The following is a 26,653-nucleotide window of genomic DNA, read 5'->3' on the forward strand; positions in this document are numbered from 1 at the left end:
GACGGGGCACCGCCCGCCGGTGGTGCGAGCGGAGCGAGCCTGGCAGGGCGGAACCGACGACGAGCGCGGCGGAGCCGCTCCGCGCCTGTGACGCCGCAGGCGGCCCCCGCGAAGCGGGGGCCGCCTGTGGTGGGGAGCGTCAGCTCCGGGGGATCTCCCGCATCTCGAAGGCCTCGATGATGTCGCCCTCCTTGATGTCCTGGAAGCTGCGCAGCACCAGACCGCACTCGAAGCCCTCGCGGACCTCGGAGGCGTCGTCCTTCTCGCGCTTGAGCGAGGCGAGGTCGAGGTTGTCGGCCACCACCTTGCTGTCGCGCAGGACCCGGACCTTGGCGTTGCGCCGGATCACACCGCTGGTGACCATGCAGCCGGCGATCTTGCCGATCTTGGAGCTGGAGAAGATCGCTCGGATCTCCGCCTGGCCCAGGGTCGACTCCTCGAACTCCGGCTTGAGCATGCCCTTGAGGGCCGCCTCGATCTCGTCGATGGCCTGGTAGATGACGGTGTAGTACCGGATCTCCACGCCCTCCTTGTCGGCCATCTCGGTCGCCTTGCCCTGCGGGCGGACGTTGAAGCCGATGATGATCGCGTCGGAGGCGGCGGCCAGGTCGACGTTGGTCTCGGTGATCGCACCGACACCGCGGTCGATGACGCGGATGCTGACCTCGTCGCCGACGTCGATCTGTGACAGCGCGTCCTCGAGGGCCTCGACCGAACCGGACACGTCGCCCTTGAGGATCAGGTTGAGCTCCTGGCTCGCACCCTTCTCCATCGAGGCCATGAAGTCCTCCAGCGTGCGCCGCACGTTGCGCTTGGCCTGCATGGCCGCACGCTGGCGGGACTCGCGCTTCTCGGCGATCTGGCGGGCCATCCGGTCGTCGTCGACGACGAGGAAGTTCTGACCCGCACCGGGCACCGCGCTGAGGCCGAGCACCATCGCCGGACGTGCCGGGAGGGCCTCGGTGATCTCGTCGCCGTGCTCGTCGAGCATGGCGCGCACCCGGCCGTAGGCCGCACCGGCGACGATCGAGTCGCCGACGCGCAGCGTGCCGCGCTGGACCAGGATCGTGGCCACGGGGCCGCGACCGCGGTCGAGGTGGGCCTCGACGACCAGACCCTGTGCGTCCTGCGTGGGGTTGGCCCGCAGGTCGAGCGAGGCGTCGGCGGTCAGGACGACGGCCTCGAGCAGCTTGTCGAGGTTGAGCTCGGACTTGGCCGAGACGTCGACGAACATCGAGTCGCCGCCGTACTCCTCGGGCACCAGGCCGTACTCGGTCAGCTGGCCGCGGACCTTGGTCGGGTCGGCGTCGGGCTTGTCGATCTTGTTGACCGCGACGACGATCGGGACGCCGGCGGCGCGGGCGTGGTTGAGCGCCTCGACCGTCTGCGGCATGACGCCGTCGTCGGCCGCCACCACGAGGATCGCGATGTCGGTGGCCTGCGCACCACGCGCACGCATGGCGGTGAACGCCTCGTGACCCGGGGTGTCGATGAGGGTGATCCGGCGCTCGTTGCCGTCGACGTCGGTGGCGACCTGGTAGGCACCGATGTGCTGGGTGATGCCACCGGCCTCCTTGTCGACGACGTTGGCGTTGCGCAGCGCGTCGAGGAGCTTGGTCTTTCCGTGGTCGACGTGACCCATGACGGTGACCACCGGCGGGCGGAACACCAGGTCGGACTCGTCGCCGTCGTCGGAGCCGAACTCGATGTCGAACGACGAGAGCAGCTCGCGGTCCTCGTCCTCGGGCGAGATGATCTCGATGACGTAGTTGAGCTCCTCACCGATGAGCTCGAGCGTGGCGTCGTTGACCGACTCGGTGGCGGTGACCATCTCGCCGAGGTGGAACAGCATCTGCACCAGCTGGGCTGCGTCGATACCGGCCTTGTCGGCGAAGTCGGTCAGCGAGGCGCCGCGGGCGAGACGGATGGTCTCCCCGTTGCCCTTGCGGACCCGCATGCCGCCCAGCGTGGGGGCATCCATGGCCTCGAACTCTTGGCGACGAGCGCGCTTCGACTTGCGACCACGTCGCGACGGACCACCGGGGCGACCGAACGCACCCTGGGTCTGGCCGCGCTGGCCGGGACGGTTGCCGCCGCCGGGGCGGCCACCACCGCTGGGGCCGAAGCCGCCGCCGGGGCGACCGGCACCGGCGGGTGCGCCACGACCGGGCGCACCGGTGCGGCCGGGGGCTCCCGGGCGACCGGGGCCGCCGGGACCACCGGCACGGCCACCAGGACCACCGGGGCCACCGGGGCCGGCAGGTCCGCGGCCGAAGGCGGCCGGGGACTTGGGCATCATCGCCGGGTTGGGGCGCGGCATGCCGGGACGCGGCGCGGCACCGTCGCGAGCGGCGGGCGGGCGCGGCGGACGGTTGTCGCCACCCTCGACCTCGGGCTCGGGGCGGGGTGCGGCGGGACGACGTCCCATGCCCTGGTTGGCGCTGAACGGGTTGTTGCCCGGACGCGGGGCGCCGGGGCGGCCGACCGGGCGCGGGGCCGGGGCCTTGGGGGCCGGAGCCTTGGGGCTGGCCGAGGCGGCGGGCGCAGCCGGGGCGGCCGGCGCTGCGGGCGCGGCCGTCTCAGCGGCGGCGGCAGCGGCCGGCGGAGCAGCCTCGGTGACCGGCTCGCCCGGTGCTGCGGCGGCCGGGGCCTCCACGACGGGGGCCGGCTCGGGCTCGGGGGCGGCCTTCGGGCCGGGCTTGGGGCCCGGCCGGGGGCCGGGCTTGCCGGGCGCCTGGGCGGCCGGCTTCTCAGCGGGTGCGGGGGCGGCTTCCTTGAGCGCCGCTCCGACCTCCTTGCGGAAACGCATCTCCGCCGGGAGCTCGACGGTGGAGCTCGCCGACTTGACGAACTCCCCCATCTCCTTGAACTTCTCGAGAACGAACTTGCTCTCGACGCCGAACTCCTTGGCGAGCTCGTGCACGCGGGTCTTGGCCACAATTCTCCTTCATGGGCCCGACCCGCCAACCCGTGTTCGGGGAGCGGTGACCGAGCCTCAGTGGTGGTGTTGCAAACTCATCGGGAAGTACTCATCGAGTGCTCATGAGCTGCTGCTCCAGTTCCTTGGTCGTCACTTCTCGGTGTGTGCGTGCCGGAGGTAGTCCCCCACCGGTCCGCTGGGGAGCCCCGGGTCGGAGCGCAGTGCCCGCCCGAACGCCCTCCGGCGTACCGCGAGGTCGTAGCACTCGGTGGTGGGGTGCAGGTGCGCCCCCCGACCGGGTGCGGTGGCTGTCGGATCGGGCACGACGGCCGGCTGGCCCCCTGCGTCCGAGCCGGCGGTCACCCGCAACAACTCGCGCTTGGCGGCTCGTCGCCGACACCCGACGCACGTGCGGACAGGACCCGCAAGCACAGGAGGAGACGGTTGCCGAGCCACCACCAGCAGTCTAGCCAACTCCGCCCCAGAGACCGAACCGGGCAGAATCGCACCCGTGCCGACCCTGCCGTGCCCCGCCACCCCCGCCCTGGTCCGGGTCGACGCCGACGGCCCGGGGTGCACCGCCCGGGAGGCACCGTGAGCCGCGAGACCACCGACCTGCGCTTCGACGGTCCCGGGCTGGACCGTGACCGCTGGCTCCCCCACTACCTGCCGGCCTGGTCCTCGCGCGCCGCGAGCGCGGCGTCGTACCGGCTCGAGGACGGCGCGCTGGTGCTCGACGTGCCGGTCGACCACCCGGTGTGGTGCCCCGACGACCACGACCCGCCGCTGCGGGTCTCGGGGCTGCAGACGGGCAGCTGGTCGGGCCCGGTGGGCTCGACGCTGGGCCAGCAGCGCTTCCGCGAGGGACAGGTCGTCCGCGAGGAGCAGCCGCGCTTCGCGGGCTGGCTGCCCGAGGGCGGCACGGTCGCGATCCGGGCGTCGATGCGGCTCTCGCCGCGGTCGATGGCCGCGCTGTGGCTCAACGGGCTCGAGGACGACCCCGCCCAGCTGCGGTGCGGCGAGCTGTGCGTCTTCGAGGTCTTCGGCAAGGACGTCGAGCCCGGCCGCTCGGCGGAGGTCGGGGTCGGGATCAAGGCCTTCCGCGACCCGGCGCTGACGCAGGACTTCGCCGCCCCCCGCGTCGAGGTCGACGTCACCACCGAGCACGACTACGCGGTCCGGTGGGACGCCGAGGAGGCGGTGTTCTCGCTCGACGGCGTCGAGCTGCGCCGCTGCCCACGGCCGCCGGCGTACCCGGTGCAGCTGATGCTCGCCGTTTTCGACTTCCCGGAGTGGTCGGTCGGTGACGACGACCACCTGGTGCCCGAGCTGCGGGTCAGCCGGGTGTGGGGCGACTGAGCTCGGAGAGCCCGAGCACCCGCAGCAGGTGCGGCCACAGCAGCGCCCCGAGCTCGCGGTCGGCGCCGTGCGTGCCGCCGTGGGCCATCGGGCGACCGCCGGTGATCGGGGTCTCGCCGGGCAGCACGAGGCGGTGCCCCGCGTCGGGGTGGGTGACCACGGTCGTGGGGAGTCCCGCCGCCTCGCGCCGGGTGGCGACGGCGGCGGCGAACTCGCAGGCCGGCCACACGAGGTCGGCACCGCCGGCGGCGAGCAGCACCTCGCCGCGGATGCGCTCGACCGGCAACCGGGCGGCGGCCACCCGGTCGGCGTACCGCTCGAGACTCTGGAGGTAGGCACCCACGAACGCCGGGAGGCCGGGGTCGGCGGGCTGCCAGTCGTCGTCGTAGGGCACGAACGGGAGGGGCTCGCCGCCGCTGGTCCACGACGAGCGCTGCGGGCGCTCGGCCGTGAGGGCCGCCCAGACGACGTGGCTGGGCGCCACGGCGACCACGGCCTCGACCTCGGGGTGCCGGGCGCCGAGGAGCAGCGCCGCCTCGGCCCCACGGGAGCTGCCCAGCACGACGAGCCGGTCGCAGCGCTCGTGCAGCGCGGCGAGCGCGTCGTCGAACGACTCGAGCGGCACGCGGTCGACGGCGTCGCCGAACCAGCGGTAGGACATCGCGGTGGCTCCCGCAGCCGCGAGGACGTCGCAGCGCACCGTCTCGACGCGCCCGCTGGAGCCGCTGAGCACCAGCACGCCGGTGGGACCGTCGCCGGCGACGTAGGGCGCGCTCATGCCCGGTCGGGCTCCTCCTCGTCGCCGTGGATGTCGATGCGCCAACCGGTCAGCCGCGCGGCCAGCCGGGCGTTCTGCCCCTCCTTGCCGATGGCCAGGGACAGCTGGAACGACGGCACGACGACCCGCGCCGACCGGGCGGCGAGGTCGACGACCTCGACGCTGGTGACCCGGGCCGGCGAGAGGGCGCTGGCCACGAACGTCGCCGGGTCGTCGGAGAAGTCGACGATGTCGATCTTCTCCTCGTTGAGGGCGTGCATCACCGACCGCACCCGCTGGCCCATCGGGCCGATGCAGGCGCCCTTGGGGTTGATGCCCGGCACGGTCGCCTTGACCGCGATCTTGGTCCGGTGGCCGGCCTCGCGGGCGATCGCGGAGATCTCGACCTGCCCGTTGGCGATCTCGGGGACCTCGAGGGCGAAGAGCTTCTTGACCAGGTTGGGGTGCGACCGGGTGAGGGTGATCTGGGGTCCGCGCATGCCCTTGCGGACCGAGAGCACCAGGCACCGGATCCGGGTGCCGTGGCTATAGGACTCCCCCGGCACCCGCTCGCTGACCGGCAGCAGGGCCTCGACCTTGCCGAGGTCGACCAGGACGTCGTCGGGGTTGCGACCCTGCTGGATGATCCCGGAGATCAGGTCGCCCTCCTTGCCGGAGAACTCGCCGTACTTGATCTCGTCCTCGGCGTCGCGCAGGCGCTGCATCATGATCTGCTTCGCCGTCGTCGCGGCGATCCGCCCGAACCCGGCGGGGGTGTCGTCGAACTCGCCGACCTTCTCGCCGTCCTCGTCGAGCTCGGCGGCCATCACGACCACGTGACCGGACTTGCGGTCGAGGACGACGCGGGCGTCCTCGATCGCGCCCGGCGACTTGTGGTACGCCGTCAGCAACGCCTGCTCGATCGCCTCGACGAGCACGTCGAACTTGATCTCCTTCTCCCGCTCCAGCTGCCGCAGGATGTTCAGGTCGATGTCCATCTAGTCCTCGTCCTCCGTCTCGACCGCGTCGTCGACGCCGTCCGTCTCGTCTGGGTCGCCCACGTCGGCGTCCACGTCTGCGTCGTCCACGTCGTCGGCGGCCGGCTTGCGGTTGAACTCGACCTGCACCAGGGCCCGGTCGACGTCGGCGTAGGCGAGGGTGCGCGCGCGGCCGGACACCTCGAGGGTGACGCCGCCGTCGGGGTCCTCGTCGTGGCTGGTCACGCGCCCGGTCAGCGACGAGCCGTCGGTCAGCTTGACCTTGACCAGGCGGTCGACGTTGCGCCGCCAGTGGCGCGGCAGGGTGAGCGGGCGGTCGACGCCGCGGGAGGTGACCTCGAGCGTGTAGGGCTGCTGGCCCATCGCCGCCGCCAGCTCGCCGTCGAGCACGTCGCCCACGCACCGTGTCGCGTCGGCGACCGCATCGAGCGTCACGCCGCCGTCCTGGTCGACCGCGACGCGCACGACGCGGCGCTTGCCGGCGTTGCTCACCTCGACGGCCTCGACGTCGAGACCCAGCGCGGCCAGGGGGTCGGTGAGCGCGGTTTCGATCCGGCTGGACAACGCCTCCTGGGCGGACATCCTCGACCTCCTGTGCTGTTGTGTGCTGCTGGGGTGCTCGCGGTGCGCGGTGGTGCTGGTGGTGCTGCTCGTCCACCTTAGGGCATCGACTCCGTGCCTCCGGCAGCCGCGGGATATCGTCGCCCGGTGCCGTCCCGCCCGCCCGCCGTGACCCGACGGGCCGTGGTCGGAGCCCTGGTCCTCGGCACGGCCGGCTGCTCGCTCGACTCCCTCGACCCGACGTCGGACGACCCCACCCTCACCCCCTCGACCACCCCGTCCGGCACGGCCACGACGTCGGGCGACGTCCCGGTCGACGAGCCCGACGACGGCGCCCTGGTCGCCGAGGTGCTGGCAGCCCTCGCCCTGGCGCACCGCACGGCGCGGGCCAACGCACGGGCGCACCGCGACCTCGCCACGACGCTGCGCCCGTTCGAGCAGCTGCACCGCACCCACGCCGCCGAGCTCGGCGACCTGCCGCGCACCACCGGCCGGGTCAGCGACCCGGCCGAGCCACCGGCAGCCGTGCTCGCCCGGGTCGACCGCGTCGAGGAGCGCCTGCAACGCCGCCTGGTCGCCGCGGCCACCGTCGCCGGCAGCGGCGCGCTCGCGCAGACGCTCGCCTCGATGGCCGCCGGCACCGCCCAGCTGCGCACCACGCTCGAGCCGGGCGGTGCGGCATGACCTACGTCGACGCGCTGCAGACGACGCTCGCCGGCGAGCACGCCGCGGTCTTCGTCGTCGGCTTCCTGGGCGCGCAGACCTCGCAGTCGGCCACCCCACAGCTCTACGCCGCCTTCCGCGACGCCCACCAGGTGCACCGCGACCGGCGCGACCAGCTCGTCACCGCGATCCGCGACGCCGGGGCCGACCCGGCGCCGGCCGCGGCGTCGTACGAGCTGCCGCCGGTGGTGCCCGACGACCAACCGTCGCTCTCCGCGGCCGGCGTCGCGGTCGAGCGGGCGTGCGGGGCGACGTACGGGTTCCTGGTGGCCAGCGCGCCGTCCGAGCAGCGGGGCTTTGCCGTCGAGGCCCTGCTGGACTCCGCGGTGCGCGAGCTCGAGCTCGGCGGAACCCCGCGCGAGTTCCCCGGGCGCTGACCCGGCCCTCCGGCCGCCCGGCCGCGACCTCCGGCCCGATCCGGCCGATCCTGCAGGATCCTGCAGGTTTGTGCATTGCAGACTTGTGATGATTCAGCGCCGTAGGCGCCCTGGCCTCCGGTGTTGCAGACTTCTGCACGAAGGGTGTCCCCCCGGTCCCCGCCGGTCCCTTCACCCGGCCTCTGTCCCAGGCCACCCAGCGGTCCGCGTACTCGTCCCTCCGGGGGGCATCTCGGGAGTTCCCCGGAGGATGAGTTCGCGGACTGCTCTGTTTTTCGCTGCTCGGTCCCGGGCGCGAGACTTCACCGGTGAACCGGGGATGTCTGAACTTCCCGGGCAATATCCCGCCTGGGAAGTTCAGGTTTCACCGGTGGACCGGTGAGATCTCGCTCAGCCGGCCCACCCGCCCCGACCGCCCGACGCGGTGCAGCGGACCGGCCGTCGGCGTCAGCGCCAGCCGTCGACGATCCCCACGATGTCGGCCAGCGTGCTCACCACGGCGTCCGGCTCACCCTCGGTGTGACCCACCTGGTCGGCCGGGATGACGCTGTGCGGCACGTGGATCGCCCGGAGGCCGGCCTGGTGGGCTCCCCAGACGTCGTCGTAGAGGCGGTCGCCGACGTAGACGCAGCGGGCGGGGTCGGTGGCGCCGACGGCGTCCATGGCGGCGCGGAAGGCGTGCGGGGACGGCTTGGTCCACGGGATCTCGCTCGTGTAGACGTCGCCGTCGACGAGGTGCCCGACCCCGTCGCGCTCGAAGAAGCCCTCGTGCAGCGACCGCGGCCAGATCGTGTTGGAGAGCACGCCGACCTTGATGCCGCGCTCACGCAACGCCTCCCACAGCGGACCGACCTCGGGGTCGGTCGCCGTGTGCGGCTCCCAGAAGGCGTAGTAGGCCTCGAGCAGGTCGGGGTCGTGCGCGAGGCCGGCCTCGGTGAACAGGTCGGCGACCGTCGAGCTCTGCTGGTGGTCGCGGCTGCGCCCCCAGACCACCTGCCCGGCGCGGTGCAGCCGCTCCGCGGACACGTGGACGTCGTGGTCGACGTCGACCACCGCCTGCGCCAGCGCCAGCGACTCGGCGTGGAAGTCGATGTCGTGCCAGCGGGTCAACGTCCCGCCCCAGTCGAAGATCACCGCGTCGATCACGCGGCCAGCCTAGGGTGGGTTCGTGGCGAGACGCACGCAGGCCGAGCGCACGGCGGGCACCCGAGCGGCGCTGGTCGCCGCGGCCCGGCCGCTGTTCGCCGCCAAGGGCTACGCCGCCGTCGGCACCGACGAGCTCGCCTCCGCGGCCGGCGTCACCCGCGGCGCCCTCTACCACCAGTTCGGCGGCAAGGAGGGCCTGTTCGAGGCGGTCTACGAGGAGCTGTCGGTCGAGATCGTCGAGCACCTCGCCGCCGGCCGCTCGCAGATCGTCGGCGCCGACCCCTGGTCGGCCATGCGCGCCGACATCGACGCCTGGCTCGCGGTCTGCGGCCGTCCCGAGGTGCAGCGGATCGTGCTGATCGAGGCACCGGTCGCGCTCGGCTACGCCCGCTGGCGCGACCACGGACGCCGGCACGGGATCGCGCTGGTCGAGGAGGTGGTCGCCGAGCTCGTCGAGTCCGGCGCCATCGCCCCCCAGCCGGTGACCCCCCTCGCGCACGTGCTGATCGGCGCCCTCGAGGAGGCGGCGCTCTACGCCGCCCGCGCCGACGACGCCGACCGCGACCGCGCCACCGAGGAGGCCCGCGCCGCCCTGGTCACGCTGGTCGACGGGTTGTCGCGGCCGCAGCGGGTGTGAGCCGCGCTGGGTTCGGGGCGGGATCCGCGGCTGGCCGGGGGTGCCGGCGTCGGGGGCGAGATTTCACCGGTGGACCGGGGATGTCTGAACTTCCCGGGCAATATCTTGCCTGCGAAGTTCGGGTTTCACCGGTGGACCGGTGAAATCTCGCTCCACCACTCAGCCCCCACCAACCCCACCCGTCACGACCGGACGAGCGCCACCAGGTGGTCGACGACGGCCGCGGTGGGGACCTCCACGCGCTCGCCGGTACGCCGGTCCTTGACCTCGACGACGCCGTCGGCGAGCCCCTTGCCGACCACGACGATGGTGGGGACGCCGATCAGCTCGGCGTCCTTGAACTTCACGCCAGGGCTGATCTTGCCGGCGCGGTCGTCGAAGAGCACCTGGACTCCGGCGGCGTCGAGGTCGCGGGCGATCTGCTCGGCGGCGGCGAAGACGGCCTCGTCCTTGCCGGTGGCGACGAGGTGGACGTCGGCCGGGGCGACGTTGCGCGGCCAGCACAGGCCGACGTCGTCGAGGGTGCCCTCGGCGATCGCGGCGACGGCCCGGGTGACACCCACGCCGTAGGAACCCATGGTGACGGTGACGAGCTTGCCGTTGACGTCGAGCACCCGCAGGTCGAGCGCGTCGGCGTACTTGCGGCCGAGCTGGAAGACGTGGCCCATCTCGATGCCGCGGGCCGTCTCGAGGGTGCCCGAGTCGCAGTTGGGGCAGGGGTCGCCGTCGCGGACCTCGGCGGCCTCGACGGTGCCGTCGGGGGTGAAGTCACGGCCGGCGACCAGGTCGAGGACGTGGCTGCCCTCGACGTCGGCCCCGGTGACCCAGCGGGTGCCCTCGACGATGCGCGGGTCGACCAGGTAGCGGATGCCGGTAGCGTTCTTCTCCCCCAGCGCGCCGGGGCCGATGTAGCCCTTGACCAGCCCGGGGTGCTGGGCGAACTCCGCCTCGCCGAACGGCTCGACCTCGATCGGCTCGAGCTGTCCGTCGAGGCGCTTCTGGTCGACCTCCCGGTCACCGGGTACGCCGATCGCGACCGGCTCGCGGGTGCCGTCGGGGTGCTTGAGGACGACGAGCACGTTCTTGAGCGTGTCGCCGGCGTGCCACGGGCGGTCCGTGCGCGGGAACGCGGCGTTGAGGTGGTCGACCAGGCTGTCGATCGTGGGGGTGCCGGGGGTCTGCTCGGCGTGCGCGGCCGGTGCGTCGTCGTAGGGGATCGGCGCGGGCGGGCGGACCTGCACGGCCTCGACGTTGGCGGCGTAGTCGCAGGTGGTGCAGCGGACGTAGGTGTCCTCGCCGACGTCGGCGCGCGCCAGGAACTCCTCGGACTTCGACCCGCCCATCGCACCGGAGGTGGCCTTGACGACGACGTAGTCGAAGCCGAGCCGGTCGAAGATCCGGACGTAGGCGTCGCGGTGCTTCTGGTAGCTGGCGTCGAGGCCGGCGTCGTCGACGTCGAAGGAGTAGGAGTCCTTCATCGTGAACTCCCGGCCGCGCAGCAGCCCGGCCCGGGGACGCGCCTCGTCGCGGTACTTGGTCTGGATCTGGTAGATCGAGAGCGGCAGGTCCTTGTAGGAGGAGTAGAGGTCCTTGACCACCAGGGTGAACATCTCCTCGTGGGTGGGACCGAGCAGGTAGTCGCCGCCCTTGCGGTCCTTGAGCCGGAAGATGCCGTCGCCGTACTCGGTCCAGCGGTTGGTGGCCTCGTAGGGCTCGCGCGGCAGCAGGGCCGGGAAGCTCAACTCCTGGGCCCCGATGCCGTCCATCTCCTCGCGGATGATGGCCTCGACGCGGCGCAGCACCCGCAGGCCCAGCGGCAGCCAGCTGTAGATGCCGGGCGCCGCGCGCCGGATGTAGCCGGCCCGGACGAGGAGCCGGTGGCTCGGGACCTCGGCGTCGGCAGGGTCGTCGCGCAGCGTGCGCACGAACAGGGTCGACATCCGCAGGATCATGGACCGAAGGCTACGGGTGGGTCGTCGTCCCCGACGAACCAGTTCCGGGTGGGGCCGATCAGGCAGCCGGACGGCGGGTGGCGGCCAACGCCGCCCGGATCATCGGCCACTGCAGCGGCAGGCGGGCCAGCGCGCCGGCCTTGAGCGCCGTCTTGTCGGTGCCCAGGGCGTCGACGGCCATCTTCACGTTGGCGGGGTAGACGCCCAGGAGCAGACCGACGCTCCCCCAGCCGGCCCACCGCCGGGTCGGGGGCGCGAGCAGGCCCACGGCCAGCACGATCTCGGCGACGCCGCTGGCGAGGACCACCTCGCGGTGGCGCGGCACCCACGCCGGCACGATCCGCTCGTAGACCTCGGGCTTGAGGAGGTGGACGACGCCGCTACCGACGAAGCCGGCGGCCAGGACCTGGGTGCTGCGGGCGAGGGTCACGGACGCGATCCTAGGGACCGGCACCGATCCGGACCGGCCGGCACCGGTCGGGAGGCGGGCAGCGCCTAGAACATCACGGTGGAGAACCGGCAGGTCTCGCGGAAGCCGACGCGGGTGTAGGCGCGGCGCGCAGCCTGGTTCCACTCGTTGACGTAGAGCGACACCGCGGGCGCGATGTCGGCCTGCACCATCCGGACGACGGCGGCCATGCCCGAGACCGCGAGGCCCTCGCCGCGGCGGTCGGGCGGGACCCACACGCCCTGGATCTGGGCGGCGTCGGCGGTCGCGCACGCGACCTCGGCCTTGAAGACGAGCCGGCCGTCCTCGAAGCGCGCAAACGACCAGCCGCGCGACATCAGCTGGGTGACCCGGGCGCGGTAGAGGTCGCCGGTGCCGCCGGCCTCGGGCGAGATGCCGACCTCCTCGGTGTACATCGCGACGCAGGCCGGGTAGAGCACCGGCAGGTCGGCCCGCTCGGTACGCCGCACGTAGGGGTCGCCCTCCACCTCGGGCGGGCTGTCGATCACCATGTGCGGCTGCATCCAGCGGGCCTCGCGCGGACGGCCCCAGCTGCCCGCGACGCCGTTCCAGAACGTGCGGACCGCCTCGTGCGGGCCGACGATCGTCGTCGCCGTCCGGCTGCGCGTCAGCGCGCGCTCGGCGAAGGCGGTGGCGTCGTCGGGCGTCGCCTCGATCGGCACCAGGTTGGCGCCCACGTGGCAGGCGGAGACCAGCTCGCCGGCCTCGAACCGGCCCCACATCTCGCCGCCCAGCCAGCGCGGCTCGAGGCTGGTCGTGCGGGCGCGGTAGAGGGCGAACACGTTGGCCACCGGGTCGCGGTTGGCCAGCTGCACGAACGCCTCGAGGTCAGGGGTCCCGAGGACCCGGACCCCGTGACGGCTGGCTGGCACGAAGGCAGCCTAGGGCCTGGACACCGGCGGCCGCCGCACCCGTCTGGACGGAGGATCAGCTCCGGGGGCCGTCGACGTCGGCGTGCGGCACGCTCGGGACGGAGGGGAACTCGGCGTCCCAGAACCGGGTGATCTGGCTGATCGCCGTCACCAGGGCGAACCCTGAGCCGAGGGCGATGTCGAAGGCCTCCTTGATCAGCCCGGCGACCTTCGCGAGCCGCTTGGCCACCTGGCCGGGGGCCGAGAGCGGGTCCTGGACCAGGTCGGCGAGGTCGCCCACGGTCGGCACCGCGTGCTTGGCGATGTCGACCATGTCGAGCAGGTTGTCGAGGTTGCTCGCCAGGGCCAGCGCCTCCGCCTTGATCCGCTGGCCCTGCTTGTTCAGGCCGTTCTTGTGGTGGCGCACCGCGAGGGCGAGCTCCCGGATCCAGGCGAGGGCCGCCGAGGCGGCGTTGCCCGTCCAGACGCCGTCGAGCTGCTTGATCATGCCGTACAGGTCGTCGACCACCATGTCCTCGAAGGCCACCAGCATCCGGATGGCGCCGAGGGCCGACCCGACCTGCTTCCAGTCGCCCTCGAAGGTCTTCTTGATCGGCGCGATGGGGTCGGGCAGCCCGGCCTTGACGAAGATGTCGCCGATCCAGCCGAGCTCGATGATCTTCTCGACGGCGTCGCTGATCTCGACGAAGGCGTCGTACTCGGCGAAGGCGTTCTCGGGCTTGCCTCCGAGCAGCCTGGCGTAGCTGCCCTCGCTGACGCCCGCCTTGTTGGTGGTCCACGGCACCACGACCGACCGACCGGTCCCGTCGAGGGCCGCGTCGTAGCGGGCCGCCTCCTCGGTGTCGATCTTCTCGTAGCTGATCGCGTTGTCGCGCAGCGCGAAACCGGCCTGGTAGAGCCGGAGGTGGAGCGTCCCGCCGGGTGCGTAGGCGTCCGCGAGGTCCGTACGGACGGCGTCGAGCTCTCCCGCGAGCGCCCGCAGCACCGAGCCACCCGGCGCGAGCGCCAGCTCGGTCTCCGCGAGCCGCCCCGCGTCCTCGACGCTGTGGGCGAGGTCGTAGAGGTCGGCGCCCGCTGAGTAGAGGACGTCCGGTGCCACCGCGAACCCGTTGCTGCCCATGCCTGCGTCCCTCCTCCGCCCGAACGGTCGTCGGGGCACCGGGGTCCTGCCCCCGGCCGCGCAGCGGAAACGTCCTCAGCCGAGCCGGGCCACCTGGTCGGCGGTGAGCCGCAGGCCGCCGGCCGCGACGTTGTCGGCGAGGTGACGGGTGCTGCCGGTGCCGGGGATCGGGTGGACGACGTCGTCGCGCTGCAGCAGCCAAGCGAGCGCGACCTGGACCGGCGAGGCCCCGACCTCGGCGGCCACCGCGCGCAGGACCGGGCCGGCGTCGCCGGCGTCGACCGGGCGCCACGGGAGGAAGGCGACCCCGCGCTCGGCGCAGCGCTGCAGGACCGGCTCGGAGGTGCGGTCACCCAGGCTGTACTTGTTCTGCACCGAGTCGACCGCCCCGACGGCGCAGGCCGCGTCGAGCTCGGCGACGGAGACCTCGGACAGCCCGATCCGGGCGACCTTGCCCTCGGCCTGCAGCTCGAGCAGGGTGCCGACCTGGTCGGCCACCGGGACGTCGGGGTCGAGCCGGTGCAGCTGCAGCAGGTCGAGCCGCTCGGTGCGCAGCCGGACCAGCGCCTGCTCGGTCTGCGCCCGCAGGAAGGCGCGGTCGCCGCGCACGGCGTACGACGTCGGCGGGCCGGGCTGCCCGGGCGGGGTGTCGCCCAGGTCGATGGCGATCTTGGTGGCGACCAGGACGCCGTCGTAGGGGTGCAGGGCCTCGGCGACGAGCTCCTCGTTGGCGCCGGCGCCGTACATGAACGCGGTGTCGACCAGCTCGACGCCGAGGTCGACGGCGTGCCGCAGCAGGGCCACCGCCTCGGCCCGGTCGGCCGGGGGCGAGGTGGGCAGCCGCATGGCGCCGTAGCCGAGGCGGGCGACGCCGAGCGTGCTCAGGAGACGCTCACCTCGGCGGTGGCGCCGTCGACGGCCTCCATGCCCTCGGCGATGCGCATGGCCTCCTCGATGAGGGTCTCGACGATCTGCGACTCGGGGACGGTCTTGATGACCTCGCCCTTGACGAAGATCTGGCCCTTGCCGTTGCCGGAGGCGACGCCGAGGTCGGCCTCGCGGGCCTCGCCGGGACCGTTGACGACGCAGCCCATCACGGCGACCCGCAGCGGCACCTCGAGCCCGTCGAGGCCCGCGGTGACCTGCTCGGCGAGGGTGTAGACGTCGACCTGGGCGCGGCCGCAGCTGGGGCAGCTGACGATCTCGAGCTTGCGCTCGCGCAGGTTGAGCGACTGGAGGATCTGGATGCCGACCTTGACCTCCTCGACCGGCGGCGCACTGAGGCTGACCCGGATGGTGTCGCCGATGCCCTGGCTGAGCAGGGCGCCGAAGGCGGTGGCCGACTTGATGGTGCCCTGGAACGCCGGGCCGGCCTCGGTGACGCCGAGGTGCAGGGGCCAGTCGCCTGCCTGGGCGAGCAGCTCGTAGGCGCGCACCATCACCACCGGGTCGTTGTGCTTGACCGAGATCTTGAAGTCGCGGAAGCCGTGCTCCTCGAACAGGCCCGCCTCCCACACGGCGCTCTCGACGAGGGCCTCGGGGGTGGCCTTGCCGTACTTCTCCATGATCCGCTTGTCGAGGGAGCCGGCGTTGACGCCGATCCGGATGCTCGTGCCGCGGTCCTGGGCGGCGCGGGCGATCTCCTTGACCTGGTCGTCGAACTTGCGGATGTTGCCCGGGTTGACGCGCACGGCGGCGCACCCGGCGTCGATCGCGGCGAAGACGTACTTGGGCTGGAAGTGGATGTCGGCGATCACCGGGATCTGCGAGTGCTCCGCGATCTCCTTGAGCGCATTGGCGTCGACCTGGTCGGGGCAGGCGACCCGGACGATGTCGCACCCGGTGGCGGTGAGCTCGGCGATCTGCTGGAGCGTGGCGTTGACGTCGGCGGTGACGGTCGTGGTCATCGACTGCACCGAGACCGGCGACTCGCTGCCGACCCCGACCTTGCCGACCCGGATCTGACGGGTGGGACGACGGGGCGCCAGCACCGGCGGCGGCGCGGCGGGCATGCCCAGGCTGATGGGCGTGGAGGTCATGCCTCCAGGCTACTGCGGGCCTGTCCGGCACCCCATTCCACCGACCCGGACCGGGCCTTTACGACGGTGGTCACCCGCGGTACGACGACTGCCGGTGACCCACGCTGGTCGAGCCGGGCGAGCGCCAGCGAGCCCGAGTCGAGACCACTCCCCCACGCTGGTCGAGCCGGGCGAGCGCCAGCGAGCCCGAGTCGAGACCGGCGAGGTGCGCATCCCCAGGTGGTTTCGAGACGGTTGCCAACGCAACCTCCTCGCCACCGGTGGTCGGTGACCCACGCTGGACGAGTCGGGACCCGGCGAGGTGGCTGCCCTCCGTGGGTCAGAAGGGGCCCTGGACGGGCGCGACCAGGTCGCCGACGATCAGGACGACGCCGAGCACCAGCATCACGCTGGCGACGACGTAGGCGACCGGGAGGAGCTTGGCCGCGTCGACGTGGCCGGGGTCGGGGCGGCGGCGGAGGCGCGCGATGCCGCGGCGCATGGCCTCCCACAGGGCCGAGGCGATGTGGCCGCCGTCGAGGGGCAGCAGCGGCACGAAGTTGAACAGGCCGATGAAGAGGTTGAAGCCGGCCACCAGCATCAGCAGGAAGTTGAACTTGTCGGTGGTGGTGAACTCGTCGCCGTTGGCGAGCTCGTCGGCGGCCGTGGCCTCGCCGGCGAACCGGCCGCCGCCCACGATGCTGACCGGGCTGTCGGGCTGGCGCTCCTCGACCCCGACGATGGCCTCGCCGACCTCGTAGACCTTGACCGGCAGGGAGGCGATGGCCTTGACGGTGTCGACCGTCATGGTGCCCATCTTGTCGAGGGTGTAGAGCGGACCGCCGGTCTCGACGACCTCGCGGGTGACCGGGGTGACCCCGAGGAAGCCGACCTCGGTGAGCGTGTCGCTGCCGGGCTCGGACGGCCGGGCCTCCACGGTCGTGTTCACCGTGCGGGTGATCGTCTCGCCGTCGCGCTCGTAGACCAGCTGCGCCTCGCCCTCGGCGTTGGCACGGATCAGCTTGCTCAGCTGCTCCCAGCCGGTGATCTCGGTGCCGGCGAACGACACGATCGTGTCACCGGGCTCCAGCCCGGCGAGGTAGGCGGGCGCGTCCTTGTCGGAGTCGCGGCAGGCGCGGCCGTCCTCGGCGTACGGGATCACGCACCGGCTCACCTCGGCGACGACCGGTGCGCCCGGGCGGACCTCCTCGAAGCGCTGGCCGTAGGTGGAGAAGACCAGCCAGAACAGGAAGAAGGCGATCAGCAGGTTGACCGTGGGGCCGCCCGCCATCACCACGACCTTCTTCCACGACGACATCTTGTAGAAGAGGCGGTCGGTGTCCTCGGGACGCACGATCTCCCACTCGGCCGCGCGCGCGTCGCTGATCAGCTGGGTGAACAGGCCCGTGTTGGACTTGCGGACACGCTGGACCTGGTTGCCGTCCTCGTCGACCTCGACGGAGTCGACGAGACCGGCGGCGCCCGGGGGCAGCATCCCGACGATCTTGACGTAGCCGCCGAGCGGGATCGCCTTGACGCCGTACTCGGTCTCGCCGACCTGCTTGCTCCACACCGTCGGGCCGAAGCCGACGAAGTACTGCGTGACGCGCCCGCCGAACTTCTTGGCCGGGATCATGTGCCCCAGCTCGTGGAGGCCGATCGAGGTCAGGATCGCGCCGAAGAAGATCAGCACACCGAGGGCGTACAGGAGGACGGTCAACTCAGGTTCCGATCAGGTGGTGCGCCAGGTCGCGGGCCCACCGGTCGGCGGCGAGGACGTCGTCGATCGTGGGGGTCCTGTCCGAGGGTACGTCGTGGGCCCGCACCACGTCGGCGACCCGGTCGACGAGGTCGACGAACGCCAGCCGTCCGGTGCGGAACGCGTCGACGCAGACCTCGTTGGCGGCGTTGTAGACCGCGGGCGCCGTACCGCCCCGCTCGCCGGCCTCGCGGGCCAGCGCGACCGCCGGGAACGCCTGGTCGTCGAGGGGGGTGAACTCCCACGTCTCGGGGCGGCTCCAGTCGACCGCCGGGGCGGTGTCGGGCACCCGGTCGGGCCAGGCCAGGCCGAGCGCGATCGGGATCAGCATGGTGGGCGGGCTGGCCTGGACCAGCGTCGAGCCGTCGACGAACTCGACCATCGAGTGCACCACGCTCGTCGGGTGCACGACGACCTCGATCCGGTCGAAGGGGATGCCGAAGAGCAGGTGCGCCTCGATCACCTCCAAGCCCTTGTTGACCAGGGTGGCGGAGTTGATGGTGATGACCGGTCCCATGTCCCAGGTGGGGTGGTTCATCGCCTCCTCCGGCGTGACGCCGGCGAGCTCGGAGCGGGTGCGACCACGGAACGGGCCGCCGCTGGCGGTCAGCACCAGCCGGCGCACCTCGTCGGGCGACCCGCCGCGCAGGCACTGGGCCAACGCGCTGTGCTCGGAGTCGACGGGCACGATCTGACCCGGCTGCGCGCGCTCGAGGACCAGCGGGCCGCCCATGATCAGCGACTCCTTGTTGGCCAGCGCCAGCGTGGTGCCGGCGTCGAGCGCCGCGAGGGTCGGACGTAGCCCGACCGCCCCGGTGATGCCGTTGAGGACGACGTCGCACGACAACGCGGCCGCCTCGGTCGAGGCGTCCTCGCCGAGTCCGTGGAACACGTCGGGGTACGCCGGCCGCAGGTCGGCCACCTGCCGCTCGAACAGCTCGGGGTTGCTGCCGCCGGCGGTCAGGCCGACGACCCGGAACCGGTCGGGGTGGCGGCGGCAGATCTCGAGCGCCTGCGTGCCGATCGACCCCGTCGACCCGAGGATGACGACGTCTCGACGCCCAGGCCCGCGCTCCACCACGGGATGGAGTCTGTCAGCCCGAGGTCGGCGTACGGTGCCCCCATGCGTACCCGCCTCGCCTCCTTGCTCTGCACGGCCTCACTGCTCCTCGTCGTACCGCCCTCCCAGGGGGACCCCGCGGCGCAGGTGGCGCCAGGGCCGGACGGCCGGGGCAAGCACCCCGTGACCGAGCTGGTCGGGCAGTTCCCGCTGCCCAAGCTCCGGGCCCGCCAGGTCCACCTGAGCGTGTCGAAGTGGGGCTTCCGGTTCCAGGGCGGGGCGATCGGCAACCGGATGACCGTGACCGAGGTGGGCGACAAGGTGCGGTTCGCCGACACCGCCGCGCGGTCCTGGAAGCAGGTGCCGGCCGGCTGCCGCAAGCAGCGCTCGGCCCGCGCGGCCGTGGCGCTGTGCACGATCCCGCCGCAGTTCCGCGACGGACGGATGTTCGTCGAGATCTGGCCCCGCCTCGGCAGCGACCACGTCACCGGCAGCAGCCTGTCCGCGAAGTACCGGATGTGGGTGCTCGTCGACGCGGGCAACGACCGGATCAGCATGGGCGCCGGGGCCGACTTCGCCAACGGTGCCTTCGACAACGACGTGATCCTCGGCGGCGGCGGCAACGACTGGGTGCGCGCCGGCATTGGGTCCAACCAGGTCTTCGGTGGCTCCGGCGACGACGAGCTCTCCGGGGGCGATGACCGCGACCGCGTGCACGGCGGCCCCGGGCGCGACAAGGTGTTCGGCGGCAGCGGGAGCGACGTCCTCTGGGGCGACGAGGACGCCGACACCGTCGGCGGTGGGCCCGGGCGTGACATCGCCTACCGGGGCCGCGGTGACCGGGTCTTCGACTGCGAGGTCGTGCGCTCCTGAGCCCGGGTCAGCGCAGCCCGTTGCGCCGGGTGTACGCCGGCGCCCGCGGCGCGCGGAGCCACGCGTGGAAGAACCCGTCGAGCCGCTCGCCGGCGACCCGCTCGGCCAGGGACTGGAACGAGCCGACCGTGCCGTGACCGTGGCGCCGGTCGCGCACCCAGGTGCGGATCAGGCGCCAGAAGTCCTCACCACCGATCCGGTGGCGCAGGGCCTGCAGGGTCATCGCACCCCGGTCGTAGACCGCGATGTCGAAGAGGTGCCGCCGCCCGGGGTCGGCCAGGTCGAGCCGCCAGAACCCCGGCTGGCCGAGCAGGTGACGCCGGGTGGTGCGCAGCCACCGCTGGGCGTCGTCGCCGCTGACCCGCTCGGCGTGGAACTTCTCCAGGAAGGTCGCGAACCCCTCGTTGAGCCAGATGTCGCGCCACCGGCTGACCGAGACCGAGTCGCCGAACCACTGGTGCGCGAGCTCGTGGACGAGCAGCGACGGGTTCTCCACCGAGATGCCGGGGTAGGTCGGTCGGGTCTGGTTCTCCAGGGCGAAGCCCACCGGCAGCGAGGTGCTCAGCCCGCCGGTCGACGCGAACGGGTAGGGACCGAGCCAGCGCGCCAGGAGGGCGGTGACCTCGTCGCTGCGCTGCAGCGCGGCCATCGCCGACCGCCGGTCGCCGGCCGGGAGCTCCTTCGACACCGCGACGTACGACGGCAGCCCGCCGCGGGTGCTGCGCGCGAGGTCGTAGCGGCCGAGCGCGAAGAAGGCGAGGTAGGTCGTCATCGGGTCGGTCGCGCGCCAGTGGGCCGTGGCCTCGTCGCCGTCGACGGTGCGACTGACCGGCAGGCCGTTGGAGACGACCTGGTGGGTCGCGGGGCCGGTGATCGTGACGTCGAAGGTCGCCTTGTCGCGCGGGTGGTCGTTGGCCGCGAACCACCACGGCGCGATGTGCGGCTCGTTCATCGTCACGACCTCGCGCGGGCTGGCGTTCCAGCTGCGCTCGCCGGCGTAGGCGAGGGAGCCGGGCCGGCCGGCGTAGGTGACCGCGACCTCGACGTCGTCGCCGCGGGTCAGCGGCACCACGGGCGTGATCTGCAGCTCGTGGCTGTCGGGCTTGGTGAACGCCGCGGGCACGCCGTCGACGCTCACCTGCGAGACGGGCAGCAGGAGGTCGAGGTTGAACCGGGAGAGATCGGCGGTGGGCCGGATCGTGAGGGTCGTGGTGCCGGAGAGCCGGCCGGTCTCGAAGCTGTAGCGGTCGGCGATGTCGTAGTGCCGCACGTCAATGCCGCCGTTGCCGTCGAGCGGCCAGTAGGGGTCGCCCACCCCCGCGGCTCCCGGGACGGGGTCGGCCGGCGCGGAGGCGTCCGTGGCCGCCGACAGCACCCCGACGGCGAGGGTCACGGCGAGCGTCGGGCCGAGCAGGCGGAGGGTCCGGGACATGGGCGTGAACCTAGTCCTCGCCGAGGCCGGGCGACACGTCGACCTTGACGGCACCGGACGCCGGTCTAGTATAATTGTAGTTAGTTGGTCTACTTAGTGATGGAGGTGTGCACATGGCACGGATCGACCACCAGGACCACCCGCACGTGGGCGCCGGCGCCGCCCACCCCCGACCCGCCCGGGCGGCGACCGCCGTCGACGTCAGCGACGCGGTCCTGGCCGGTGCGTGGGTGGTCGACCTGCGCTCGCGCGCCGAGTTCGCCCACGCCCACCTGCCGGGCAGCATCAACATCGAGTACGGCGCGCAGTTCGCCACCCACGTCGGCTGGCTCATCCCGTGGGGCGACGACGTCGTGCTGCTCACCGACACCCCCGAGGTCCTGGAGCCGGCGCTGCGCGACCTGGCGCGCCTCGGCTTCGACGGGGTCGGCGCACACGTCTTCGACGCCGACACCGCGACCGGGCCCGGCGCCCCGACGGGGCCGCGCCTCACCGCCCGCTACCGGCGCGCCGACTGGGCGGCCTACCGCCAGGCCCGCGCCACCAGCCAGGCCGCGGGCACCCGCCCGCCGGTGGTGGTCGACGTACGCCGGATCGACGAGTGGCGCGACGGCCACCTGCCGGGCGCGATCCACCTGCCGGTGCACGAGGTCGAGGCCGTCGGCCACCGGCTGCCGCCGGGCCGGCTGTGGGTGCACTGCCGCACGGGCCACCGTGCCGGCATCGCCGCCAGCCTGATGCACCGCGCCGGCCGCGACGTCGTCCACGTCGACGACGCGTGGGAGCGCGTCGGCGAGCTGCACATCGAGACGATCCCGGCCGCCGCCTAGGCCGCGCTCCTGGCTGCGCGGCCCGCCGCCTGGTTGGCTGGCCGGGATGGTCGACCTGGTCTGGTACGCCGCCTACGGCAGCAACCTGTCCGCCGAGCGGATGGGTCTCTACCTGCGCGGCGGGACGCCCGCGGGCGCGCGGCGCGGCGTGCCCGGCGCCCGCGACCCCGCTCCCCCGCGCGACCGGCGTGCCGTCGCGCTGCCCGGCTCGGTGTACTTCGCGTGGGACTCACCCACCTGGGGCGGCGGCATCGCGTTCCTCGACCCGCACGGACCCGGCTCGTCGGCCGGGTCGGCGTACCTGCTCACCCACGAGCAGCTCTCGGACGTCGCCGCCCAGGAGATGCACCGGCCGCCCGGGACCGACCTCGACCTCACCCGGCTCCGGTCCACCGGCAGCCACGTCCTCGGCCCCGGGCGCTACGAGACGGTGCACGTGGTCGGCTCGGTCGACGGCCACCCGGTCGTCACCCTCACCGCGTCGTGGGACGGGCCGGTCCCCCACCGCCCACCGACGGCGCCCTACCTGACCACGGTGGGCCGGGGGCTGGCCGAGAGCCAGGGGTGGACGGCCGAGCAGGTCACGGCCTACCTGCTGGCGTGCCCGGGCATCGGCCCCGACTGGGACGAGCCGGCGATAAACGGGTTGCTCTCGGCCTAGCCGATGACCCACCGTGGGCACGAGCCATCGGTGACCCGCCGGTGCCGTCGAGAGGAGCGTGACATGTCCATGACTGTCCTCGGCCTGCCCGCCGACCGCCTCCTCCTCGAAACGAGCACCACCACCCATGACCTCCCAGGACTCCCTTCCTGACCCCACGCACCCCACGCACCCCAAGCACGACGCCGGCCCCGGCGAGCCCCACCCCGACTTCACCCTCGACTGGACGACCTACGACGAGGTCGACGAGTCCACCCAACGCTGGTCCACGTGGCTCAGCGTGGAGCCCCTGTCCCGGGGCCCCGAGCCGCGGCCCGACTGGGTCGTGACCTCCCAGGGCGCCGTCGACACCGACCTCGGCATCCTCAAGACCGGCAAGGAGGCCGACGTCTTCCTGCTCGAGCGGGCCGATCCGCTGGAGCCCGAGCGCGGCGTCGTGATGGCCGCCAAGCGCTACCGCTCGGCCGACCACCGCACCTTCCACCGCTCCGCCGGCTACACCGAGGGCCGCTCGATGCGACGCTCGCGCGACGAGCGCGCGGTCAAGCGCAAGTCCACCTTCGGCCGCCAGGTCGCCGCCGGCGAGTGGGCGGCCTCGGAGTGGGAGGCGCTCAAGCGCTTCTGGTCGCTCGGGCTGCCGGTCCCCTACCCCGTCCAGGTCGACGGCACCGAGATCCTGATGGAGTGGATCACCGTCGACGGCGAGACGGCGCCCCGCCTCGCGCAGACCCGCCCCGGACCGGCGCTGCTGGCGTCGTACTTCGACCAGCTGCGTGACGCGATGGCGACGATGGTCCAGGCCGGGGTGGTGCACGGCGACCTGTCGGCGTACAACATCCTCGCCGCGGGCGAGCGGCTGGTGATCATCGACCTGCCGCAGATCGTCGACCTCGTCGGCAACACCAACGGGTTCGACTACCTGATGCGCGACTGCGCCAACATCTGCGGCTGGTTCCGGCAGAAGGGACTCGACCGGTCCGACGAGCACGCACTGTTCGGCGAGCTGGTGGCGCAGGCGTTCTGAGGTGGCCGCCGATGCCCCAGGGGGTGTGCTGGGTAGCCTTCCCTGTCGTGAAGCGCACACACGGACGCGTCGTCAACGTCCAGTCGGTGGCCGACCTCGACCAACGGCTCGCCGCGGGCGTGACCCACCTCGACTCCTGGCGGGTGCACCGTCTCGACCTCACCGAGCGGGCGGCCCAGCTGTTCGCCGTCGACGTGCGGGGAGCGGCCTTCCTGGGCTGCCGCTTCCTGCCCGGTGACGACGACGCGCTGACCGCGGCCGGCGCGCTGGTGCTGCCCGACGTGGGCCGTGCCCCGCTCGACGTCTACCGGCCGCACCTCTACACGGCCGAGGAGCTCTTCGACCGGCAGCCCTACCCCCGCAGCCTCGACGCCCGGGCCTACGCCTGGGCGCAGCGGGTGCCCGACCGCGACGACTCGCTCGCCGCGGCGCTGCACGACCACGCGATCGACGAGGCGCTGACCCGGTTCATCCACGGGCGCCGGGTCGTCGGCGTCATGGGCGGCCACGCCCTGGCCCGCGGCGACGCCGGGTACGCCGACGCGGCCCGCCTCGGCCTCATGGTCAGCGCCTCGGCGCTGGTCGCCACCGGCGGCGGCCCCGGTGCCATGGAGGCCGTCAACCTCGGCGCCCGGCTGTCCGACGACGACCCCTCGGCCCTCGACACCGCCCTGGAGGTGCTGGCCCGGGTGCCGTCGTTCCGGCCCTCGATCGAGGCCTGGGTGCAGTCGGCCCACGACGCGCTCGCCGGCCTCACGGCCTCGGGCGACTCGCTCGGCATCCCGACCTGGTTCTACGGGCACGAGCCGCCCAACGTCTTCGCGACCGCGATCGCCAAGTACGTCCGCAACCCGGCCCGCGAGGCGGTCCTGCTCGAGATCTGCGACGGCGGGATCGCGTTCCTGCCCGGCGCCGCCGGCACGGTGCAGGAGATCTTCCAGGACGGCTGCGAGAACTACTACGCCGACGAGTCGTCGGTCGCGCCGATGGTGCTCGTCGACCGCCACCACTGGACCGAGACCCTGCCGGCCTGGCCGCTGCTGCAGTCCCTCGCCCGCGGACGGGGCATGGCCGAGCACGTGCACCTGGTCGACACGGTCGACGAGGCGGCCGAGATCCTCGCGGCGTTCTCGGGCTCCGCGGTCGACCGGGATCAGCGAGCCGGGACGGCGGCGGACGACCGGTCGAGCGGGACCCGGTAGCTGCGCAACCGGCCGTGGGCCTCGAAGCCGCTGCCGCGCAGGATGGGGGCCGAGGTCTCGATCCGCCCCCGCACCAGTGCCATCCGCGCCCCCTCGGCGACGGCGGCGTCGAGCCGGGCGTGGAGGAGTGCGCGGTAGACGCCGCGGCGGCGGTGGCTCTCGAGCACGGAGCCGCTCCACAGCCGCGCCACCACGGCGGTCTCGCCCTGGACCAGCGACACCCCGGCGGTCCCGACGGGCTGGTCGCCGTCGTAGGCGACGAAGACCTGGCTGGCCGGGGACGGGTCGTGGGTGATCTCGTCGTCGGGTGGCACCGGCTCGTCGAAGACGGCCGCGCTGACGACGTGGAAGTCGCGCTGGCCGGCGACGTCGCCCACCCGTCGTACGTCGATGCCCGGCGGGGGCGGCGGAGCGGCGGGCCGGGCGGCGGCGAGGTCGAGCGCGAGGAGGTCGAGGGCCGCGGCCGGCTCACCGCCGAGCGAGACGACCAGGGCCTCGGTGTCGGGCTCGGCGTCGGTCACCCACCACTCGACGACGGGCAGCCCCGTGGCCCGCGCCAGCGCGAGCACCTCGTCGGCCACGGCGCTCGGGTCGCGGGTCGGGCGGAAGCGCACGACCTGCTGGTAGCCGAACCAGGCAGGGAAGACCATGTGGTGGTACTCGTCGGTGACGGTCTCGGTGCCGCCCGGCGGCATCCACACCCAGGCCGCGCCCGCGGCGAGGACCTCGGCGCGGGTCAGGCTCATGCCTCGGTGGCAGCGAGCTGGCCGCAGGCCCCGTCGATCTCGCGACCGCGGGTGTCGCGCACCGTGGTGGGGATGCCCTTGGCCTCGAGGCGGCGCACGAACTCGCGCTCGTCGGCGGGGTCGGACGCCGTCCACTTGCTGCCGGGGGTCGGGTTGAGCGGGATCAGGTTGACGTGGACCCAGCCCCAGTCGCCGCGGTGGAGCACGTCGGCGAGCAGGTCGGCGCGCCACGCCTGGTCGTTGATGCCGCGCATCATGGCGTACTCGATGCTCACCCGCCGCTTGGTGGTCTGGGCGTAGTGGAACGCGGCGTCGACGGTCTCGGCGACGGAGTAGCGGGTGTTGATCGGCACCAGCTCGTTGCGCAGCTCGTCGTCGGGTGCGTGCAGGCTGAGCGCCAGGGTGACCGGGATGCCCTCGTCGGCGAGCTGGCGGATGCGCGGCACCAGACCCACGGTCGAGACCGTGACGCCGCGGGCGCTCATGCCGAGCCCGTCGGGGCTCGGGTCGACCAGGCGGCGTACGGCGCCGATCACGGCCTTGTAGTTGGCCATCGGCTCGCCCATGCCCATGAAGACCACGTTGGAGACCCGTCCGGGCCCGCCGGGCACCTCGTCGCGGGCCAGGGAGCGTGCGGCGGCGACGACCTGCTCGACGATCTCGGCGGTCGACATGTTGCGCTGCAGGCCGCCCTGGCCGGTGGCGCAGAACGGGCACGCCATCCCGCAGCCGGCCTGGCTGGAGACGCAGACCGTGGCGCGGTCGGGGTAGCGCATCAGCACCGACTCGACGAGGGCGCCGTCGAAGAGCTTCCACAACGTCTTGCGCGTGGTGCCCTTGTCGGCCTCCATCGTGCGCAGCGGGGTCATCAGGTCGGGCAGCAGGGTCGAGACCAGCTCGTCGCGCTGGCCCGCCGGCAGGTCGGTCATCTGGGCGGGGTCGTCGACGAGCCGGGCGAAGTAGTGCGTGGAGAGCTGCTTGGCGCGGAAGCCCGGCAGGCCGTTGTCCTCGAGCAGGGCCTTGCGGCCGGCGGCGTCGAGGTCGGCCAGGTGGGGCGGTGGCTTCTTGCGGCCCCGGGGCTCGTCGAAGACCAGGGACAGCGTGGTGGCGCCGGCGGGCGGGGCGGGAGTCTCGGACATGGCCGTCCGATTCTCCCA

Annotated in this window: 26 protein-coding genes; 9 read left to right on the forward strand and 17 right to left on the reverse strand. The window is 73.1% G+C overall.

Features of this window, described 5'->3' with window-relative positions; genetic code table 11:
* Positions 1-139 precede the first annotated feature (139 nt).
* Together infB and AC4MBH_RS06320 are read right to left on the reverse strand one after the other, a co-directional pair.
* Complete coding sequence (infB, locus tag AC4MBH_RS06315; protein WP_491793574.1) at positions 140-2,938, reverse strand: translation initiation factor IF-2; 2,799 nt, start codon at positions 2,936-2,938, stop codon at positions 140-142.
* Between the two features lie 132 nt (positions 2,939-3,070).
* The gene (locus tag AC4MBH_RS06320) at positions 3,071-3,583 is read right to left on the reverse strand and encodes a DUF448 domain-containing protein (RefSeq protein WP_491793576.1); all 513 of its coding nucleotides are present in this window, start codon (positions 3,581-3,583) and stop codon (positions 3,071-3,073) included.
* On the opposite strand from AC4MBH_RS06320, the gene AC4MBH_RS06325 reads away from it, so the two are divergent.
* The gene (locus tag AC4MBH_RS06325; RefSeq protein ID WP_491793578.1) at positions 3,515-4,279 is read left to right on the forward strand and encodes a glycoside hydrolase family 16 protein; all 765 of its coding nucleotides are present in this window, start codon (positions 3,515-3,517) and stop codon (positions 4,277-4,279) included. The two genes, AC4MBH_RS06320 and AC4MBH_RS06325, sit on opposite strands and share 69 nt — an antisense overlap.
* On the opposite strand, the gene AC4MBH_RS06330 is transcribed toward AC4MBH_RS06325, so the two are convergent.
* The 3 genes from AC4MBH_RS06330 to rimP are packed head-to-tail and all read right to left on the reverse strand — an operon-like array spanning position 4,257 to position 6,616.
* Positions 4,257-5,057: an acyl-CoA thioester hydrolase/BAAT C-terminal domain-containing protein gene (locus tag AC4MBH_RS06330; protein WP_491793579.1), complete on the reverse strand. Its 801-nt coding sequence runs from the start codon at positions 5,055-5,057 to the stop codon at positions 4,257-4,259. The genes AC4MBH_RS06325 and AC4MBH_RS06330 overlap by 23 nt on opposite strands.
* A complete protein-coding gene (nusA, locus tag AC4MBH_RS06335) occupies positions 5,054-6,034 on the reverse strand; it encodes a transcription termination factor NusA (RefSeq protein WP_491793581.1) in 981 nt (326 codons plus the stop codon). Before nusA ends, AC4MBH_RS06330 begins: the two co-directional genes overlap by 4 nt.
* Entirely contained in the window at positions 6,035-6,616 is a 582-nt protein-coding gene (gene rimP, locus AC4MBH_RS06340) for a ribosome maturation factor RimP (RefSeq protein ID WP_491793582.1), read from the reverse strand.
* Positions 6,617-6,742: 126 nt separating this feature from the next.
* Here rimP and AC4MBH_RS06345 point away from each other — a divergent pair, with 126 nt between their 5' ends.
* Both AC4MBH_RS06345 and AC4MBH_RS06350 read left to right on the forward strand, forming a co-directional pair.
* A complete protein-coding gene (locus tag AC4MBH_RS06345) occupies positions 6,743-7,279 on the forward strand; it encodes a hypothetical protein (RefSeq protein WP_491793584.1) in 537 nt (178 codons plus the stop codon).
* Positions 7,276-7,695, forward strand: a complete 420-nt coding sequence (locus AC4MBH_RS06350; protein WP_491793586.1) for a DUF4439 domain-containing protein — start codon at positions 7,276-7,278, stop codon at positions 7,693-7,695. Before AC4MBH_RS06345 ends, AC4MBH_RS06350 begins: the two co-directional genes overlap by 4 nt.
* A 447-nt stretch (positions 7,696-8,142) precedes the next feature.
* Here the strand turns inward: AC4MBH_RS06350 and AC4MBH_RS06355 are convergent, their stop codons facing one another.
* The gene (locus AC4MBH_RS06355; protein WP_491793588.1) at positions 8,143-8,841 is read right to left on the reverse strand and encodes an HAD family hydrolase; all 699 of its coding nucleotides are present in this window, start codon (positions 8,839-8,841) and stop codon (positions 8,143-8,145) included.
* 22 nt (positions 8,842-8,863) lie between these two features.
* On the opposite strand from AC4MBH_RS06355, the gene AC4MBH_RS06360 reads away from it, so the two are divergent.
* Positions 8,864-9,478, forward strand: a complete 615-nt coding sequence (locus AC4MBH_RS06360) for a TetR/AcrR family transcriptional regulator (RefSeq protein ID WP_491793590.1) — start codon at positions 8,864-8,866, stop codon at positions 9,476-9,478.
* A 182-nt stretch (positions 9,479-9,660) separates the two neighbouring features.
* On the opposite strand, the gene AC4MBH_RS06365 is transcribed toward AC4MBH_RS06360, so the two are convergent.
* The 8 genes from AC4MBH_RS06365 to AC4MBH_RS06400 all read right to left on the reverse strand — a co-directional run bounded on the left by AC4MBH_RS06365 (position 9,661) and on the right by AC4MBH_RS06400 (position 18,749).
* Positions 9,661-11,430, reverse strand: coding sequence for a proline--tRNA ligase (locus tag AC4MBH_RS06365; protein ID WP_491793592.1), 1,770 nt, complete (start codon positions 11,428-11,430; stop codon positions 9,661-9,663).
* Positions 11,431-11,488: 58 nt separating this feature from the next.
* A complete protein-coding gene (locus AC4MBH_RS06370) occupies positions 11,489-11,860 on the reverse strand; it encodes a DoxX family protein (protein WP_491793594.1) in 372 nt (123 codons plus the stop codon).
* Positions 11,861-11,925: 65 nt separating this feature from the next.
* Positions 11,926-12,771, reverse strand: coding sequence for a GNAT family N-acetyltransferase (locus AC4MBH_RS06375; protein WP_491793596.1), 846 nt, complete (start codon positions 12,769-12,771; stop codon positions 11,926-11,928).
* Positions 12,772-12,826: 55 nt separating this feature from the next.
* The gene (locus tag AC4MBH_RS06380) at positions 12,827-13,891 is read right to left on the reverse strand and encodes a hypothetical protein (RefSeq protein ID WP_491793598.1); all 1,065 of its coding nucleotides are present in this window, start codon (positions 13,889-13,891) and stop codon (positions 12,827-12,829) included.
* A gap of 75 nt (positions 13,892-13,966) precedes the next feature.
* Positions 13,967-14,776 carry an aldo/keto reductase gene (locus AC4MBH_RS06385; RefSeq protein ID WP_491794129.1) on the reverse strand — a complete coding sequence of 270 codons (810 nt, stop codon included), beginning with the start codon at positions 14,774-14,776 and terminating at the stop codon, positions 13,967-13,969.
* Positions 14,773-15,930, reverse strand: coding sequence for a flavodoxin-dependent (E)-4-hydroxy-3-methylbut-2-enyl-diphosphate synthase (gene ispG, locus AC4MBH_RS06390; protein WP_491793599.1), 1,158 nt, complete (start codon positions 15,928-15,930; stop codon positions 14,773-14,775). The genes AC4MBH_RS06385 and ispG overlap by 4 nt, the downstream gene beginning before the upstream one ends.
* 319 nt (positions 15,931-16,249) lie before the next feature.
* Positions 16,250-17,629: a M50 family metallopeptidase gene (locus AC4MBH_RS06395; protein WP_491793601.1), complete on the reverse strand. Its 1,380-nt coding sequence runs from the start codon at positions 17,627-17,629 to the stop codon at positions 16,250-16,252.
* 1 nt (position 17,630) lies between these two features.
* On the reverse strand, positions 17,631-18,749 hold the full coding sequence (locus AC4MBH_RS06400; RefSeq protein WP_491793602.1) for a 1-deoxy-D-xylulose-5-phosphate reductoisomerase: 1,119 nt from the start codon (positions 18,747-18,749) through the stop codon (positions 17,631-17,633).
* Positions 18,750-18,791: 42 nt separating this feature from the next.
* Here AC4MBH_RS06400 and AC4MBH_RS06405 point away from each other — a divergent pair, with 42 nt between their 5' ends.
* Positions 18,792-19,601, forward strand: coding sequence for a calcium-binding protein (locus tag AC4MBH_RS06405; protein ID WP_491793603.1), 810 nt, complete (start codon positions 18,792-18,794; stop codon positions 19,599-19,601).
* A gap of 7 nt (positions 19,602-19,608) precedes the next feature.
* Here the strand turns inward: AC4MBH_RS06405 and AC4MBH_RS06410 are convergent, their stop codons facing one another.
* Positions 19,609-21,033, reverse strand: a complete 1,425-nt coding sequence (locus AC4MBH_RS06410) for a M1 family metallopeptidase (protein ID WP_491793605.1) — start codon at positions 21,031-21,033, stop codon at positions 19,609-19,611.
* A gap of 113 nt (positions 21,034-21,146) precedes the next feature.
* On the opposite strand from AC4MBH_RS06410, the gene AC4MBH_RS06415 reads away from it, so the two are divergent.
* The 4 genes from AC4MBH_RS06415 (at position 21,147) to AC4MBH_RS06430 (ending at position 24,750) form a co-directional block, all read left to right on the forward strand.
* Entirely contained in the window at positions 21,147-21,863 is a 717-nt protein-coding gene (locus AC4MBH_RS06415; protein WP_491793607.1) for a rhodanese-like domain-containing protein, read from the forward strand.
* 46 nt (positions 21,864-21,909) lie between these two features.
* A complete protein-coding gene (locus tag AC4MBH_RS06420; protein ID WP_491793609.1) occupies positions 21,910-22,524 on the forward strand; it encodes a histone deacetylase in 615 nt (204 codons plus the stop codon).
* 127 nt (positions 22,525-22,651) lie between these two features.
* Positions 22,652-23,548, forward strand: coding sequence for a serine protein kinase RIO (locus AC4MBH_RS06425; RefSeq protein WP_491793611.1), 897 nt, complete (start codon positions 22,652-22,654; stop codon positions 23,546-23,548).
* Positions 23,549-23,595: 47 nt separating this feature from the next.
* Positions 23,596-24,750 carry an LOG family protein gene (locus tag AC4MBH_RS06430; protein ID WP_491793613.1) on the forward strand — a complete coding sequence of 385 codons (1,155 nt, stop codon included), beginning with the start codon at positions 23,596-23,598 and terminating at the stop codon, positions 24,748-24,750.
* On the opposite strand, the gene AC4MBH_RS06435 is transcribed toward AC4MBH_RS06430, so the two are convergent.
* Together AC4MBH_RS06435 and rlmN are read right to left on the reverse strand one after the other, a co-directional pair.
* Positions 24,702-25,496 (reverse strand): GNAT family N-acetyltransferase, encoded by a 795-nt coding sequence (locus AC4MBH_RS06435; RefSeq protein ID WP_491793614.1) that lies wholly within the window; start codon positions 25,494-25,496, stop codon positions 24,702-24,704. The genes AC4MBH_RS06430 and AC4MBH_RS06435 overlap by 49 nt on opposite strands.
* Entirely contained in the window at positions 25,493-26,635 is a 1,143-nt protein-coding gene (gene rlmN, locus AC4MBH_RS06440) for a dual-specificity RNA methyltransferase RlmN (RefSeq protein ID WP_491793615.1), read from the reverse strand. The genes AC4MBH_RS06435 and rlmN overlap by 4 nt, the downstream gene beginning before the upstream one ends.
* Between the last annotated feature and the right edge of the window lie 18 nt (positions 26,636-26,653).

The organism is Nocardioides sp. WJ219 (assembly GCF_058559815.1).

Excerpts from the sequence above, each read along its gene's own strand:
- AC4MBH_RS06330 (WP_491793579.1), bottom strand. The coding sequence starts at position 5,057 with ATGAGCGCGCCCTACGTCGCCGGCGACGGTCCCACCGGCGTGCTGGTG.
- nusA (WP_491793581.1), bottom strand. The coding sequence starts at position 6,034 with ATGGACATCGACCTGAACATCCTGCGGCAGCTGGAGCGGGAGAAGGAG.
- rimP (WP_491793582.1), bottom strand. The coding sequence starts at position 6,616 with ATGTCCGCCCAGGAGGCGTTGTCCAGCCGGATCGAAACCGCGCTCACC.
- AC4MBH_RS06350 (WP_491793586.1), top strand. The coding sequence starts at position 7,276 with ATGACCTACGTCGACGCGCTGCAGACGACGCTCGCCGGCGAGCACGCC.
- AC4MBH_RS06365 (WP_491793592.1), bottom strand. The coding sequence starts at position 11,430 with ATGATCCTGCGGATGTCGACCCTGTTCGTGCGCACGCTGCGCGACGAC.
- AC4MBH_RS06380 (WP_491793598.1), bottom strand. The coding sequence starts at position 13,891 with ATGGGCAGCAACGGGTTCGCGGTGGCACCGGACGTCCTCTACTCAGCG.
- ispG (WP_491793599.1), bottom strand. The coding sequence starts at position 15,930 with ATGACCTCCACGCCCATCAGCCTGGGCATGCCCGCCGCGCCGCCGCCG.
- AC4MBH_RS06405 (WP_491793603.1), top strand. The coding sequence starts at position 18,792 with ATGCGTACCCGCCTCGCCTCCTTGCTCTGCACGGCCTCACTGCTCCTC.
- AC4MBH_RS06410 (WP_491793605.1), bottom strand. The coding sequence starts at position 21,033 with ATGTCCCGGACCCTCCGCCTGCTCGGCCCGACGCTCGCCGTGACCCTC.
- AC4MBH_RS06415 (WP_491793607.1), top strand. The coding sequence starts at position 21,147 with ATGGCACGGATCGACCACCAGGACCACCCGCACGTGGGCGCCGGCGCC.
- AC4MBH_RS06420 (WP_491793609.1), top strand. The coding sequence starts at position 21,910 with ATGGTCGACCTGGTCTGGTACGCCGCCTACGGCAGCAACCTGTCCGCC.
- AC4MBH_RS06425 (WP_491793611.1), top strand. The coding sequence starts at position 22,652 with ATGACCTCCCAGGACTCCCTTCCTGACCCCACGCACCCCACGCACCCC.
- AC4MBH_RS06435 (WP_491793614.1), bottom strand. The coding sequence starts at position 25,496 with ATGAGCCTGACCCGCGCCGAGGTCCTCGCCGCGGGCGCGGCCTGGGTG.
- rlmN (WP_491793615.1), bottom strand. The coding sequence starts at position 26,635 with ATGTCCGAGACTCCCGCCCCGCCCGCCGGCGCCACCACGCTGTCCCTG.